The organism is Mesorhizobium sp. CU3, assembly GCF_006442965.1.
Taxonomy (GTDB): Bacteria; Pseudomonadota; Alphaproteobacteria; order Rhizobiales; family Rhizobiaceae; genus Mesorhizobium.
Genome location: NZ_VFWX01000004.1, coordinates 197,492 through 212,425, shown reverse-complemented (window position 1 = coordinate 212,425; position 14,934 = coordinate 197,492). Strand labels below are relative to the sequence as shown.

General features: G+C 64.0%; 14 protein-coding genes and 1 pseudogene. 9 read left to right on the top strand and 6 right to left on the bottom strand.

Annotation, left to right across the window (positions count from 1 at the left end):
• The first annotated feature begins 6 nt into the window (after nucleotides 1–6).
• Both FJ988_RS08740 and FJ988_RS08735 read left to right on the top strand, forming a co-directional pair.
• Nucleotides 7–1,323 (top strand): NtaA/DmoA family FMN-dependent monooxygenase, encoded by a 1,317-nt coding sequence (locus tag FJ988_RS08740; protein WP_246688480.1) that lies wholly within the window; start codon nucleotides 7–9, stop codon nucleotides 1,321–1,323.
• 16 nt (nucleotides 1,324–1,339) lie between these two features.
• Complete coding sequence (locus FJ988_RS08735) at nucleotides 1,340–1,849, top strand: NADPH-dependent FMN reductase (protein WP_210242750.1); 510 nt, start codon at nucleotides 1,340–1,342, stop codon at nucleotides 1,847–1,849.
• A gap of 87 nt (nucleotides 1,850–1,936) precedes the next feature.
• On the opposite strand, the gene FJ988_RS08730 is transcribed toward FJ988_RS08735, so the two are convergent.
• From FJ988_RS08730 to FJ988_RS08710, 5 genes are all read right to left on the bottom strand, one after another.
• Nucleotides 1,937–2,638 (bottom strand): IclR family transcriptional regulator, encoded by a 702-nt coding sequence (locus FJ988_RS08730; RefSeq protein ID WP_246688479.1) that lies wholly within the window; start codon nucleotides 2,636–2,638, stop codon nucleotides 1,937–1,939.
• A 169-nt stretch (nucleotides 2,639–2,807) separates the two neighbouring features.
• Entirely contained in the window at nucleotides 2,808–4,280 is a 1,473-nt protein-coding gene (locus tag FJ988_RS08725; protein ID WP_140816495.1) for an aldehyde dehydrogenase, read from the bottom strand.
• Nucleotides 4,281–4,305: 25 nt separating this feature from the next.
• Nucleotides 4,306–5,085, bottom strand: a complete 780-nt coding sequence (locus FJ988_RS08720; protein ID WP_140816493.1) for a MoaF C-terminal domain-containing protein — start codon at nucleotides 5,083–5,085, stop codon at nucleotides 4,306–4,308.
• A complete protein-coding gene (locus tag FJ988_RS08715) occupies nucleotides 5,082–5,495 on the bottom strand; it encodes a carboxymuconolactone decarboxylase family protein (protein ID WP_140816491.1) in 414 nt (137 codons plus the stop codon). The genes FJ988_RS08720 and FJ988_RS08715 overlap by 4 nt, the downstream gene beginning before the upstream one ends.
• Nucleotides 5,492–6,418, bottom strand: coding sequence for a fumarylacetoacetate hydrolase family protein (locus tag FJ988_RS08710; protein WP_140816489.1), 927 nt, complete (start codon nucleotides 6,416–6,418; stop codon nucleotides 5,492–5,494). Before FJ988_RS08710 ends, FJ988_RS08715 begins: the two co-directional genes overlap by 4 nt.
• A gap of 334 nt (nucleotides 6,419–6,752) precedes the next feature.
• Between FJ988_RS08710 and FJ988_RS08705 the strand changes: the two genes are divergently transcribed.
• The 7 genes and pseudogenes from FJ988_RS08705 (at nucleotide 6,753) to FJ988_RS08675 (ending at nucleotide 13,814) form a co-directional block, all read left to right on the top strand.
• On the top strand, nucleotides 6,753–7,313 hold the full coding sequence (locus FJ988_RS08705) for a VOC family protein (RefSeq protein WP_140816487.1): 561 nt from the start codon (nucleotides 6,753–6,755) through the stop codon (nucleotides 7,311–7,313).
• A gap of 64 nt (nucleotides 7,314–7,377) precedes the next feature.
• The gene (locus FJ988_RS08700; RefSeq protein WP_140816485.1) at nucleotides 7,378–8,211 is read left to right on the top strand and encodes a MoaF C-terminal domain-containing protein; all 834 of its coding nucleotides are present in this window, start codon (nucleotides 7,378–7,380) and stop codon (nucleotides 8,209–8,211) included.
• A 109-nt stretch (nucleotides 8,212–8,320) separates the two neighbouring features.
• Complete coding sequence (locus FJ988_RS08695) at nucleotides 8,321–9,439, top strand: ABC transporter ATP-binding protein (RefSeq protein ID WP_140816483.1); 1,119 nt, start codon at nucleotides 8,321–8,323, stop codon at nucleotides 9,437–9,439.
• A 46-nt stretch (nucleotides 9,440–9,485) separates the two neighbouring features.
• A pseudogene (locus FJ988_RS08690) lies at nucleotides 9,486–10,528 on the top strand (ABC transporter substrate-binding protein).
• A 153-nt stretch (nucleotides 10,529–10,681) separates the two neighbouring features.
• The gene (locus FJ988_RS08685; RefSeq protein ID WP_140816481.1) at nucleotides 10,682–11,866 is read left to right on the top strand and encodes an ABC transporter permease; all 1,185 of its coding nucleotides are present in this window, start codon (nucleotides 10,682–10,684) and stop codon (nucleotides 11,864–11,866) included.
• A gap of 1 nt (nucleotide 11,867) precedes the next feature.
• Nucleotides 11,868–12,668 (top strand): ABC transporter permease, encoded by an 801-nt coding sequence (locus FJ988_RS08680; RefSeq protein ID WP_140816479.1) that lies wholly within the window; start codon nucleotides 11,868–11,870, stop codon nucleotides 12,666–12,668.
• A gap of 21 nt (nucleotides 12,669–12,689) precedes the next feature.
• Complete coding sequence (locus FJ988_RS08675) at nucleotides 12,690–13,814, top strand: ABC transporter substrate-binding protein (RefSeq protein WP_140816477.1); 1,125 nt, start codon at nucleotides 12,690–12,692, stop codon at nucleotides 13,812–13,814.
• A gap of 81 nt (nucleotides 13,815–13,895) precedes the next feature.
• On the opposite strand, the gene FJ988_RS08670 is transcribed toward FJ988_RS08675, so the two are convergent.
• Nucleotides 13,896–14,918, bottom strand: a complete 1,023-nt coding sequence (locus tag FJ988_RS08670; RefSeq protein ID WP_140816475.1) for a histone deacetylase family protein — start codon at nucleotides 14,916–14,918, stop codon at nucleotides 13,896–13,898.
• Nucleotides 14,919–14,934: the final 16 nt, after the last annotated feature.

Sequence of the window (14,934 nt, the reverse complement as noted above, 5' to 3'; positions counted from 1 at the left end):
GCCATGATGAGCAGGAAATTCCATCTGGGTTACTTCCTCACGGATTCGCATGCGCAGGCATGGGCGACTGCGTGGGGCGGCAATGTCGGCAAGGAATGGGCAAGTCCCGACCTCTATGTCGCGGCCGCCCGCGAACTGGAGCGCGCCTGCTTCGATTATGTGCTGATCGAAGACAATGTCTTCGTCGCTGACGCCTATGGCGACTCGATGGACATCTATCTGCGAAAGGGGCTTTCGGTGCCGCGCCGCGATCCGCTGATGGTTGCGCCCTACATGCTGCAGGCCACCCGTCATATCGGCGTCGTTCCGACCATCTCAACATTCGCCTACCACCCCTACCAGCTCGCCCGGCTCATCGGTTCACTCGACCAGCTTTCGCACGGGCGCGCGGGGTGGAATGTCGTCACCGGTTCTTCCGAGCGGGCGCTGCAGAATTTCGGCCATGACGGGATGGACGAGCATGACGCGCGCTACGACGTCGCCGACGAGTTCGTGGAAGCGGCAAACGCATTGTGGGATTCCTGGGATGCCGACGCGGTCGTCGCCGATCGTTCTTCCGGCGTCCTCATCGATCCCTCGAAGGTGAGGATACCTGACTATAAAGGCAAGCATTACGCCACGCGGGGCCCGCTGAACTCCGGTCCCGCTCCGCAAGGGCGGCCGGTCATGGCGCAGGCGGGCAGCTCGGGCAGGGGGCGTATCTTCGCCGCCCGGAATGCCGATACCATCGTGGTCAAGGCCAAGACGCTCGACTATGCCCGGCAGTACCGTCAGGAGATCAGGGAACTGGCGCGGAGCCTGGGTCGGGATCCTGACACGATCAAGCTGATGCTGCTGATCGCGCCGATCATCGGCGCGACCCGAGAAGAGGCCGAGTTGAAGCGCCGCAAACGCGACGCGGACGATCTGGCTGAAGCTGAGGCGACACTCGCCAAGGTCTCGAAGATCGTCGACATCGACTTTAGCCGTTACCCTCTCGACGAGCCGCTGAAGGCCGAAGGGTTAAGCACTCAAGGCACGCGTTCGGTGCTTACCGACTTTATTGCCCGCAACGCCGGCCGCACACTGCGCCAGGCAGGCGCCATCGCTCTGGCCTATAATCCCGACGGAACCAGCCTTGCCGGCACCGCGCAGGACGTCGCCCGCGAGATGGTCGAGATCATGGAGCATGTCGGCGGCGACGGCTTTCTCGTGTCCGGCCAGACGACGCGGCATTTCCTGGCCGAAGTTGTCGACGGCCTCGTTCCTGCCCTGCAGGACCTGGGGGCGGTCAGAAACCGATATGCCGGAGGGATGCTGCGTGACAACCTGATGGAATTCTAACGCCTGAGGACAGACCATGGAGACCTTGCGCACGGCCGTAGTGGTCGGCAACCCGAAGCCGGCATCTCGAACCCTTGACGCCGCGAGGCTTCTCGTCGAGCGCCTCACGGGCACGGGGCCAAATGTTGAGTTCGACCTCGTCAAGTTCGGTGCCGCTCTCCTCGACTGGGACGACGAAACGGTTAAGTCCGCCGTCGCCACGGTTGCGGCAAGCGACCTCGTCGTGGTCGCAAGCCCGACCTTCAAGGCCACCTACAGCGGCCTGCTTAAACTCTTCCTCGACAGGTTTGCAGGACAGACCGGCATGCGCGGGGTGATCGCCATTCCGCTCATGCTCGGGGCGGGAGAGCGTCACGCGCTTGCTGTCGAGGCCTATCTCAAGCCGCTGCTGGCCGAGCTTGGCGCGACCTGCCCGACGCCTGGCCTCTTCCTCAACGACAAGACCTACGCGGACGGGCCGGAGCTCGATCAGTTCACGCAGATCTGGCGCCCAGTCGTTCACGCGCTGCTCGAGCAGCGGAAGTGAGTTCCGAGATCGACCCAGCGATTGGCGCGGTGCTCCCGCCGTTGCCCGACGGATGTTGGCTGCAGTGGGACCGATACGCGCCTTGGCCTACAACTGATTGGAAATCTCGGCGGCGAGGTCGAGCAACCTCGGTGTCAGCGCCGGCAGCGTTTCAGCCCGGATGCTTGGCACCAGTATTGCGAGGCTCGCGTTGCAGCGGCCGTCCGGCTCGATCAATGGCGCGGCAATGCCGTGCACGCCCATCTGCAGTTCGTCGTGCGAGATCGCGTAGCCGTCCTCTCGGGTCTGCTCGACGCGCGCCAGCGCCGCGGCCGGGTCGGCCGACTTCTTGACGATGCGCGCGATCGTCTTCTGGTCCTGGAATGCGAGCATCGCCCAGCCGCTGGCGCCGAGGTGAAGCGGATGGCGCGAGCCAGGCACGTGCTGCACTCGCACGAGATGCCGGTTGCCAAGCGCCTGTTCCGTCACCACCGCCTCGTCCTTATTAAGACAGTGCAGCACCACCGTCTCGCCGACAGCATTGGCGAGCGTGCCCATGAACGGGCGAGCGATGCTGGAAATGTCGCGATCGAGCTGGCGGACCAGATCGTTGATCGCGCTGCCTAGCGTATAGCCGTCATGGCCGCGCCGCACATAGGCGCGCTGTTCCAGCGTGACGAGAAGCCGGTAGGCCACGGTCCTGTTGATGTCGCAGGCGCGCGCGACGTCGGCCGCACTCACCGGACCTTTCTTCGCGACGGTTTCGAGGACGGTGAGCATCTGGTCGCCGGTCAGCGATATTTCGGCCAAGAAGAAACTCCAATGTTGCGGGAAGCGCTTGGTGCTGCATCGCCTCCCGGCACCGGGCCGGATGGCCGGCGACGGATGCGTGGACTATCGAACGTGAATCGTCCGATAATCGACACTAGTGTGAAGCCCCAGGCCCTTCAATACGCAACGAGACGCAGCTGGTCGTCTCTCAGGAGATGATAGACACGGTCTTCTCGACGGTGTTGGCAAGGATGCCGGAGCGGCCGAGCTCAAGCCCGAGGCCGCTGGTCTTGACGCCGAGCCATGGCAGGGCAGGGTGGGGCGGCCCCCAGGCGTTGACCCAGACCGAGCCGGTCCGTAAATAGCGCGCGAAGCGGTTGGCCGTGGCGAGATCGCGCGTCCAGACGACAGAGGTCAGGCCGTAGTCCGTCGCGTTGGCGAGACGCAGGGCTTCCTCTTCGTCGCGGAACCGGATGATGGTGCCGACCGGGCCGAAGATTTCCTCGCGCGCGATGGTGAGCTGGTTGTCGCCGGCAAACAAAGTGGGCGCGTAAAAATATCCGGGACGGTCGATGCGGTTGCCGCCGGTGAGCAGGCGGGCGCCTTCGGCCTTGCCCTTCAGCACATAGCCGCTCACCCGCTCGAGCTGCCTTTCGCTCACCAGCGAGCCCATCTGCGTCTCCGGCGCGAACGGGTCGCCGACCACGACGCTTTGGGCTGCGGCAACCATGCGCTCGATTACCTCGTCGGCGATCGATTCGTGCACGAGGACCCTGCTGCCTGAGGCGCAGGTCTGGCCCTGGTTGGCGAACAGCGAGATCGAAGCGCCTGGGATGACGCGGTCGAGATCGGCGTCCTGGCAAACGATCTGGGGCGACTTGCCGCCGAGTTCCAGCGTCACTTTCTTCAAGGCCTCCGAGGCGATTGCCGCGATCCGCCGGCCGACGCCGGGACTGCCGGTGAAGGAAATCTTGTCGATGCCCGGATGCCGCACCAGCGCATCGCCGGCGACCGCGCCGCTGCCGGTCACGAGGTTGACGACGCCGGCCGGGAATCCGGCTTCCTCGATCAGTTCGACCAGGCGGATGGTGCTCAGCGAGGCATCCTCGGCCGGCTTGATAACGATGGTGTTGCCGGCGGCGAGCGCCGGCCCCAGCTTCCACGACGCGATCATGGTCGGCGCGTTCCACGGCGTGATCGCGCCGACGACGCCGATCGGCTGTCGCAGCGTGTAGGAATGGCGCTGGCGCCCGTCGAGATCGGGCAGGTCGAAGGTGCTGCCGCCGATCTTGTCGGCCCAGCCGGCGAAGTGGCGGAAGGTCTCGGCCGCGAGCGGGATCTCGAACATGAACGGTTCGAAATAGGGGCGCCCGATATCGATGGCTTCCAGATAAGCAAGGTTCTGGCGATTGGCCTCGACGAGATCGGCAAGCCGCCACAACAGCTTGCCGCGATCCGATCCCGAAAGGCGCGACCATGCACCGGTCTCGAACTGCGCGCGCGCCGCGCTGACGGCAGCGGACACATCGCCCGCTGTCGCCATGCTCAGCGTGCCGAGCGGCTGGCCGGTGGCTGGATTGACGATGGTCTGAACACCGCCATCCGCCGCCGACCGCCATTCGCCGCCGACATAGAGTTCGGCGCGTGGCAGCCGTTTCGCCGTTTCGCTCAAGTCCGTCACGCGATGCCCTCCCGTCAACCGGCCTTCAGTACTTCGTCTCGTTGACCAGCACGCCGGTGGCGCCGACGATCACCTGGCTGATGAGGCGCTTGTCCGCATCCCAGCCGACCAGCCGGCCGGCTGATTTGGGAGCCTCGTTGAGATCGATCACCAGGGCGCCGTTGAAGGGTGTCGCCCGGTCGGACCAGGTGAACAAATAGAGCTTCTCGGCGATCTTGCGGACCGAGGTCGGTTCCACCGCGCCCATCCCGGCTTCCGGCCCGATGATGCCATGCCAGACATAAAGTTCAGGCTCGATGTAGATGTGCTCGAAGAAGTGCGTCGGGCCATAGGTCCAGTGGATGCGCTTGCCGACCAACTCCTTGGTCGGCTCGAAGTGCTCGCCGATAGCCTCGCCGATGCCGGCCTCGAGAATGACGCTTCGCTCGGCAATGGTGGAGGTTCCGGTCATCATGACGGTATGGACGATCACGGCGCGTTTGCGGGCGAGGTCGAACACCACCATGTCGTTGGAGTTGCCTGCAGGATGATTGATCGTGGCAGCCAGCAATCCACGCCTCACTTCGATCGCTTCATAGCTGGCCTCGCCGACCGGATAGGCGACGTTGGCGGCCGGCTCGGACGTCCAAGTGACGGTCTTGTCGCCGAAGCTCATCGACAGCGGCGGGCGGTCGGAAAAATGCAGCACCTGCGTGGTGCCGGCAAGCGACAGCGTCGCATCGAGCCTGAGCGCATCATGGCCGGGAAACAGCTTGTCCGGCGTGACGGTGTCGAGGCGTTTGTAGTTCTCGGCTATCTGGCTCATGGCTTTGGACCTTTCGAAGGTGCGGTGGGCTGGGTTTCCGGGTTCTCCAGGACGTCCTGCGCGATGCGGAAGGATTCCACGCCCGCGGGAACGCCGGCGTAGATCGTCAGCTGGATCAGGGCATCGCGGATCTCGTCCGGGGTGACGCCGTTGCGCAGCGCGCCACGCAGGTGCAGCGCCAACTCGGCATTGCGCCCGAGCGTGCCGAGCATGACGATGTTGAGCAGGCTGCGGTCGCGCCGGCTAAGCGCCTCGCGCCCCCATGACGCGCCCCAGCAGAATTCGGTCACCAGTTCCTGGAAATCGCGGCCGAAATCGCCCGCCTTGTCGAAGGCGCGTTGCACGTACTCCTCGCCGACGACTTCCTTGCGGATCTTCAGCCCCTTTTCGAACAGCGCCGACCTGCTCATGCCGGTCCACTTTCGTCGACGACCGGGTTGGTGAGTGTGCCTAGCCCCTCGATCTCGACGGAGATGACGTCGCCGCCCTTGAGGAAAAGCGGCGGTTTGCGGGTGAAGCCGACACCGGCCGGCGTTCCCATCGGGATGACGTCGCCGGCTTCGAGGTCGATGAACTCCGAAATGTGCTCGATGATCGCCGGAATATCGAAGATCATCTCGCTGGTATTGCCCGATTGCACCACGTCGCCGTTGAGCGTCGTGGTGATCTGCAAGGCGTGCGGGTCGGCAACCTCGTCGCGGAGCACGAGATATGGCCCGAACGGCCCGCTATGGGAGAAGTTCTTGCCGGCCGTGTATTGCGAGACGCGGAACTGATAGTCGCGCACCGTCACGTCGTTGAAGATCGAATAGCCGGCGACGTGGTCGAGCGCGTCCTTCCTGGAAATATAGCGGCCCGGCTTGCCGATGATGACGGCGAGTTCGCCCTCCCAGTCGAGCTGATGCGATACGCGCGGCACCACGACATTGCCGCCGTGAGCGACAAGCGTCTTGGCGAAGCGGGCGAAGATGATCGGGATCTCGGAAACGGGGCGCCCGGCCTCCTCGGCATGCTTGCCGTAGTTGCGGGCGACGCAGATGATCTTGGGCGGATTTGGGATCGGCGGCAGGAGCTTGACCGAGGCCGGCTCGACGAGAAGCGATCGCGCGTCCGCTTCGCTGAGCGCCGACACTTTCCCGATGATGGCGCCGAGTGCCTTAAGAGCCGGAGCACCCGCCGCGAGAAAGGCGACACCGTCCACGGTCCAGCCGTCGCCCGAAGGCACGTCCTGCGGAAAGGCGCCGTTGGCACTGGCAAGGTCGATGATCAGGTCGCCCTGAACGGCGCCGAGGCGCGGCCGGTCGCCAGATGTGTATGTGACGAGCTTTGTCATTTCGCTCCCTTCAAATCGTGGACTGTCGAGAATTTATCCGATTATCGGACATATATAGTTCGATATTCGGTATCATAGAGCGCATCGGCACGACGGTCAAGGCAGGTTCAAGTGCATTGATCCGCGCGTGATGCATTGCGGCCGGTAGCAGCGACCAACGCGGTCAGATGAAGCATTTCCAGCGATTTTTCGGCCCTTTCGCGCCTTTCAGCTACTTTTGGAGGTTGATGAACATGCGCTCTTGACGCCGCGCTTGAGCTGATTTAGTTTCGAATAACGAACAAATACTGTCCGATAATCGGACTAAGCGAAAACGAACCAGAGAGGAAGCACAATGACGTTGCGCGTTGGTCGGCTTGGGCATGTCGGGATCGCCGTTCGGGATATGGAGCGGTCGGTCAGCTTCTACACCGAGGTTCTGGGGATGCGGCTTACCGAGCAGTTCAACTACGGGATGGACGAGGTGGGCCACGGTGTGGCGGTGCTGTCCGGATCGTTCGTGCGAAACGACTCCACCCATCACTGCCTGTCGATCTTCACGCTCAGGAACGCGGTCGAGCCGCCGGCGCAGCATGCCTTCGGCCTGCACCATATCGCCTTCGAGATGAACAGCTCGGACGACCTTCTGGCGCTTTACCGCCGTTTCGAGGAGCGCGGGATCGCCATCGTCAACGCGCGTAAGGGCGGGCCCGGCAACCAGCCGCGCTTCTATGGGCGCGACCCCGACGGCAATCTGCTGGAATTCTACTGGAGCATCGACCAGATCGGCTGGGACGGTATTGCCCGACCCTATCCGCCGATCGAGGAGATCGAGCTGGAAAGCTTCGATTTCGAGGCCTTCGAGCGCGATCGCGAACGCATGGCCGAGGCTGCCAGGAACGCAAGGAAAGCCTGAGCAAGAACACAGCCTCGAGCGCTACCGAGGGGGTCGCGCCGCACATTGGGAACAGGGAGGACCGATGGTCACCAGCGCCGCATCATCTGCTGCCATCCACTGGCCGCAGATAGGAGACATCCTGCAGAACCATTCCGGCGGCAGGCCGGATCCGACAACCGATCTCGCCGGCAAGTCATTCGCTGTTTCCCTCAACGATGGGGGCAGGCTCGACCTGGCGTTCGCCACGGGGGAGCTCTTGTCCTGGAGCGCGAGCGGCGCCGGGGGGCATGGCGAGCAGCCCTACCAGGCGTTCAATGTCCGCGACGGCATGTATTTCGTCGACTTCATCGACGCCAATGACGAGCTGAAATCGGTCAGCCTCTGGCTGGACCTGACGCGCAATGCCGTCCTGCTGATCGAAGGCTCGGTGGCCGACCGCAGCGCCGAGGACCTGAACCTTTTGACCCGCGTCGAGCGGACCGGCGCGCAGAGCGTGCCGACGCTGACCTATCGCACGGGCAGCTTTGGAGCGTCGACGGTTGCCGACTTCCCGCGCACCGACAAGCTGTTCGGCAAGTACTTCCGCTACGTCTACAGCGACACCCACGTCTACGACCACTATTACGTGAACCCGAAATATTACTTCTGGTACTGCTGGCATGGTCCGGACGCCGGCATCGGCGAATTCGACGAGGCCGACTACTTCGAACTGGCCGAGGACGTCTACCTGATCTGCTGGCGGGAGAAATTCCTGCCTTGCCTTGCCGTTACCGTCGAGGACCTCCGCTCCATGCGCTCCATCGGCAAGGTCTTCGGCGCCGATTCCAAAAGCTGGCGGACCGGTAACAGCACCGTGGGGGCATCGATGAGCATCGTCGCAACCATCGCGCCAGGCGCCCCCGGCGTTCCGGCGTAGCAACCCGGCATGCCGGTCCCACAGCCGGGTTGGCAGCGCGGGCGATGCGACCGACGCAAGAGCCGTGGAGCCGCTGCCGTGTGATGAACTTGGGAAAGAATCGCCGGAGATGACGCAGCACGACACGACAAGGAATGAGCCGCAGGCCGCTTCGGCGCCGCCGCCGATCGTGCGCTTCAGTGGTGTTTCGAAGCACTATGGTGCTTTCCGGGCGCTTCGCGACATCGACCTTGAGATCCAGCGCGGCGAGTTCCTGACTCTGCTCGGGCCATCGGGCTCGGGCAAGACGACGTCGCTGATGCTGCTGGCCGGCTTCGACATTCCTACGGCCGGCACGATCGAGATGGACGGCGCGCGCATCGAAGGCCTGCCTGCGCATAAGCGCGACATCGGCGTCGTGTTCCAGAACTATGCCTTGTTTCCGCATCTTTCCGTCGCGGAGAACTTGGCGTTTCCGCTCTCCGTGCGTCGCGTGCCCAAGGCCGAAATTCGCGAAAGGGTCGAGAAGGCGTTGAGCCTCGTCCATCTGGACGGCATGGGAGGGCGCAAGCCGTCGCAACTGTCGGGCGGCCAGCAGCAGCGCGTCGCGCTCGCCCGCGCCATCATCTTCAAGCCTCGCCTCATCCTGCTCGACGAGCCGCTCGGGGCACTCGACAAGAATTTGCGCGAGCACATGCAGGCCGAACTGAAGCATCTGCACCGGCAACTCGGCATTACCATGGTGTTTGTAACCCACGACCAGTCCGAGGCGCTCAACCTGTCGGATCGCGTCGCCGTGTTCAACAAGGGCCGGCTCGAGCAGGTCGATCCTCCCGAACTGCTCTACGAGCGGCCGTGCACACCGTTCGTCGCTTCCTTTATCGGCGAGAACAATTTGCTCGAAGGCCGGGTCGAAGCGCTTGCGGCCGGAAGCGCCGCGGTCCGGCTGGAGGCAGGCACCGTCGTCAACATCAAGGTGGCAGGGCATCCCGCCATCGGCGACCGCGTCAAGGTTTGCATCCGGCCTGAGCATGTGACCGTCGGCGACGGCGAAGGCGCATCCGCGGCGAGGGTGGTCGAGATCTCCTATCTCGGCGACGCGCGGCGCGTGGCCGTCGAATGCGGCGGCGTCGGACGCTTGACGCTGAAACTTCCGACAGGAGCCGGGGCCGACCGGATCGGCATCGGCGATGAGATCCGGGTCGTCATCCCCGAGGCGCAGTGCAAGGCGCTGCCCGACATGGAGTGACGCCCGCGATGTTTGCGAAACCATCAACCAAGAAAGGGGAATAACCATGAAAACAAGCCTGCTTCATGTAGCGCTTCTGGCATCCGCCATCGCACTGCCGGGCGTCGCGGTGGCCCGCGACCTGACCGTCGTGTCGGCGGGCGGCATCTTCCAGGACGCGCAGCGCGCGGTGTATTTCGATCCCTTCCGCAAGGACACCGGCATCCCGCTCGCCGAAGACAGCTGGGATGGCGGCATCGGCGTGCTGCGCACCAAGGTCGGCGCCGGCGAAGCCAACAATTGGGATGTGGTCGAGGTCGAGGCCGAGGAGCAGGCGCTCGGCTGCGAGGAGGGCCTGTTCGAGACCATCGATCCCGCCACGGTCGGCGGCGCCGAACGCTATATCCCCGGCAGCGTGACCGAATGCGGCGTTCCCGCCAACATCTTCAGCATCGTGCTGGCTATGACGGCGCGGTGTTCAAGGACGGCCCGAAGACGTGGGCCGATGTCTGGGACGTCAAGAAGTTTCCAGGCAAGCGCGCCTTCCGCAACGGGCCGAAATTCACCCTCGAAGCCGCGCTGATGGCCGACGGCGTCGCGCCGGCCGACGTCTACAAGACACTGGCCACGAAGGAGGGGGTGGACAGGGCCTTCAAGAAGCTCGACGAGATCAAGCCCAACATCGTCTGGTGGTCCTCCGGCAACCAGCCGATGCAGCTCCTCGGATCGGGCGAGGTGGCGATGACCACCTCCTATAACGGTCGCATCCGCGGCGCCAACGCCGAGAACAAGCGCGACTTCAAGATCATGTGGGCGGGCAACATCCTCAACATCGATTCCTGGGTGATCCTCAAGGGCTCGCCCAACAAAGACAACGCCGTCAAGCTGCTGGAATATCTCGGCCGCACCGACCGCCAGGTCGAATGGCCGGCCAAGCTCGGCTACGGGGTCGGTTCGGTCGCGGCGCAGGCTGCCTTGCCGGCCGATGTCGCGGCAACCTTGCCGACCGCGCCGGAACACATCGCCGCCGGCATCACCGTCGACGCAAACTTCTGGGTGCAGAACATCGACGCCCTGAACGAGCGGTTTGCCGCCTGGGCGGCAAAATGACGACAAGTATGGCGGCGGACCCGGTCCGCCCCCGTCCCGGAGCATGATCCCGAAGAGTGAACCTGGTTTTCGGAAAATCATGCTCCGACAACGACTTAGATCAGGATGGCGATCCAACTAGACGTCATCCTGATCTTGCGGGAGCCAGCGACCATGACCACCGAGATCAAACGGCGGCGACGGGCATTCGGCCCAAATGCCGTGGGCATTGCCCTGGTGGCGCCGCTGGCGTTGTTTCTTCTCGCCACGTTCTTCGTGCCGCTCGGCGGCATGCTGTTCCTGTCGGTCGATGACCGCGAGCTTGGCACGGTGATGCCCGGCACCGTCGCGGCACTGGCCGGCTGGGACGGCGCGGATCTGCCGCCAGCCGCGGCATTCGAGGCGGTAGGGCGGGATCTTGTCGAGGCGCGCAAGGCAAAGATCGCCGGAACCGCCGCGCGCCGGCTCGGCTACGAATCCAGCACATGGCGCACGCTCATCCAGTCGACCGCGCGCGCACTGCCGCGCGATACCGCCACCGTCACCGACTGGAAATCCACACTGATCGCCGCCGATGGCGCCTGGGGTCAGCGAGGGATCTGGCAGGCGCTGGCGAATGCGCGAGGACCGCTCACCGGCCTCTATCTGCGGTCCGCGCTGGGGCTGCAGGGCGGCCAGGACAGCGCCCTCTATGTCAACGTGCTCGCGCGCACTTTTGCCATAGCCTTGTCGGCGACGGCCATCTGCATCCTTCTGGCGCTGCCCGCCGCCTCTCTTCTGGCAAGCGTCGGACAGTTCACGGCCAATCTTTTGATGCTGGCGCTGCTGTTGCCGCTGTGGACCTCGGTACTGGTGCGCTCGACCTCCTGGCTGGTCATCCTGCAGAAGAACGGCGTCTTCAACCAGGTGCTGATGGGGCTCGGCATCATCGATGCGCCACTCGAGCTCGTCTACAACCGCATCGGCGTGCTGATCGCGCTCACTCACATCCTTCTGCCCTACGCCGTGTTGCCCCTCTACGCCTCGATGAAGGCGTTGCCGTGTTCGCAGATGCAGGCCGCGCGATCGCTGGGAGCCGGCCCGCTCAATGCCTTCTTCCGCATCTACCTGCCGCAGATCGTGCCGGGTATCTCCGCCGGCGGGCTGCTGGTCTTCATCCTGGCGCTTGGCTACTACGTCACGCCCCTTTTGCTCGGCGGCCAGGGTGACCAGATGCTGCCTTTCTACATCGCCTACAACACGCTGCAGGCGCTGAACTGGGGCCTTGCGGCCGCGCTCGCCAGCATTCTGCTTATCGCCACCGTGATCCTCTACGCGCTCTACGTGCGGCTTGTCGGCGTGCAAAGGGTAGGGGTCTGAGATGCTGGACGGCACGCGCATCTGGCTATGGGGCTGCCGGCTCGCCGGCGCGCTGGTGCTGGGCTTCCTGCTTCTGCCGATCTTCGCCATCGTGCCGCTCTCCTTCAATGGCGGTTCGATCCTGGCCTACCCGCTGCAGGGCCTGTCGCTCAAATGGTACGCCGCCGTCGTCTCGACGCCGCGCTGGCTGCATGCCGTCGCCAACTCGCTGATCGTGGCTATCTCGACGGTCGCCATCGCGACGCCGCTTGGCACGCTGGCCGCGCTCGGGCTCGATCGCATCCGCTTCCCGGGCAAGTCGCTGCTGATGGCGCTACTGATCTCGCCGATGATCGTGCCGGTGATCATCACTGCGGTCGGCGTCTATTTCTTCTTCGCGCCGCTTGGCCTCGCCAACAGCCTGGCCGGGCTGGTGCTGGCGCATGCGGTGATCGCCGTGCCGCTGGTCCTGGTCACCGTCAACGCTTCGGTGAGCCAGCTGGACAAAGGCTTGCTCAGGGCGGCCGAAAGCCTCGGCGCGCCGCCGATGACGACCTTCCGCAGGATCACCATTCCGCTCATCCTGCCCGGTATCGTCTCGGGCACCATCTTTGCCTTCGCCGCGTCCTTCGACGAGGTGGTGATCGCGCTGATGATCACTGGCCCCGGTCAAAAAACCCTGCCGCGCGAACTGCTCAGCGGGACGCGTGAGAACCTCGACCCGACCGTGCTCGCGGTCGCCAGCATCCTGATCGCCATATCGGCGGGGCTGCTTCTGTTGCTGACGGCTGTTCAGCAGCGGTCGGCGAAGCAGAACGCCTAAACAAACCGAAAGGAGCACGACATGAAGATGAACCGAAGGACGGCCCTGGGACTCGCGGCGAGTGTCAGTCTGCTGGCCGGCGCCGGCGATGCGCTGGCCGGAAACGCAGTCGCCGAGGAAAAACGCAGCCTGGACCAACTCTACAAGGCGGCGCTTGGCGAAGGCGGGCGTGTCATCGTCTATGCCGGCGGCGACACGCCCGGCCAGCAGGATGGCACCAAGAAGGCCTTCGAACAGAAGTTTCCGGGTGTGACGCTTGACGTGGTCGTCGATTACTCGAAGTTTCACGAAGCCCGCATCGACAATCAGATCGCCACGAAGACGCTGGTTCCCGACATCATCCAGATCCAGACGCTGCAGAACTTTCCGCGATGGAAGAAGCAGGGCGTTCTGGAGGCCTACAAGCCCATCGGCTGGGACAAGGTCTACCCCGCCTTCAAGGATCCCGACGGCGCCTATACCGGTGTCTTCGTCGATGCGTTCTCCAACCTCGTCAATTCAAAGCTGCTGCCGGACGAGGCGACATGGCCGCGTGAGGCGAAGGATTACCTGCGCCCCGAATTCAAGGGCAAGATCGTGTTGACCTATCCGACCGACGACGATGCGGTGCTGTTCTGGTTCAAACAGGTCGTCGACAAGTATGGTTGGGACTATGTGGCGCAGTTGGCCAAGCAGGAGCCGATCTACGTTCGCGGCACGCAGGCACCTACCGACATGGTGGAAGCCGGCCAGGCCACCGTCACCTTCTCGACCGATGGCGGGCTTGTGCCGTTCCCGGGCACGGTATCCCGCTTCGTGCTGCCGAAGGAGGATCCGTTCGTCGCCTGGCCGCAGCAGGCCGCCATCCTCAAGGGGGCGAAGCATCCAGAGGCGGCAAAGCTCTATCTGAGCTGGCTTCTCGACAAGGAGACGCAGACGAACGTCTGGTACATGTGGTCGGTGCGCACCGACATCGCGCCGCCGGCAGGCTACAAGCCGATCTGGAAGTACAAGAACGGCGATCCGACCGCTTTCGGAAAGTTCCTTGCCGATCGTGCCGCCGTCGAAAGCTTCCGTTCGCAGATAGGGCTCTACCTCGGCGAGGCAAAAGGCGAACCTTCGCCTGGCCACCTTGGACTGCACCCGGAGAAGGCGTTGCCGCACTAGGCGAAGGGAATTTTGCGCACGCCAAGCGACAGGTGAGACGTTGGACATCGGCACCGGCAAAGTGTCCATCCCGACAGCGTATCAATGTCCGACAAATCCATTCAGGAAGGCTGCCAGCGAATCCGCCAGCGTCGGCGACGGGTAGCCTCCCTCCTGAACAATCAGTGTCGGGTGTCTCAGTGCTGCAAGCATTTCTCCCATCCGACGAAAGCCCGTTTCGTCTACGGCCATGCAGGCAAAGGGGTCGTCCTTAGAGGCGTCCAGCCCCAGCGCAATGATGAGGACATCGGGCGAGAACTGCCGGACCGCCTCGTACGCTTTCGCCACGGCCGCCAGATAGGCCTCGGTACCGCTCATCAGAGGCACCGGCAGATTTAGGTTGTACCCTTCTGCGTAGCCAGCCCCGATTTCGTCGGCGTAGCCGGCATAATAGGGATAGAGGTGGGCAGGATCGCCATGCACCGATACGGTCAGAACATCCCGCCGGTTGTAGAAAAGCGCCTGGGTCCCGTTGCCGTGGTGAACGTCGACATCGACGATCGCCACCCGCGCATCTTGCGAGGCAGCGAGGTTGGCCGCGATGGCTGCGTTGTTCAGGTAGCAGAAGCCGCCCGCCTGATCGCGATAGGCGTGATGGCCGGGCGGCCGGCAAAGCGCGTATGCCGCATCCTCACCCGCCAGCACCCGCGCCATGGCATCGACGGCCGTGTTGGCGCTTGCGCGCGCCGCCTCCCAGGTTCCCTCGACGAGCACGCAACTGGCGTCGGCCTGATAGAAGCCGGCACGGCCGAGCAGGTCCTGCGGCAAGCGGCTCATATGGCGGCTGGGATGGACGCTCGATCTCAATTCGGGACCGGCACCCGGCAATTGCCGCCATGCCTGGAAGCCGGTTTCGAGAAAGGCGAGGTAGTCGCGGTCATGCATTGCCGCGATGGCATCGATCGGATGCTCGCGAGGAGGCTGGACGGCGATACCAGCCTCATCAAGGCCGTGGAGCAGGGCCGCTATCCTTTCAGGCTGTTCAGGGCTGCGCTTCAATTCGCCGCCGGCGATCCGGGTCAAGGGGCGATGCAGGAATTGCCGCTCATCGAAGATGGCCAGCATTGAGGTCTCCAGGAAC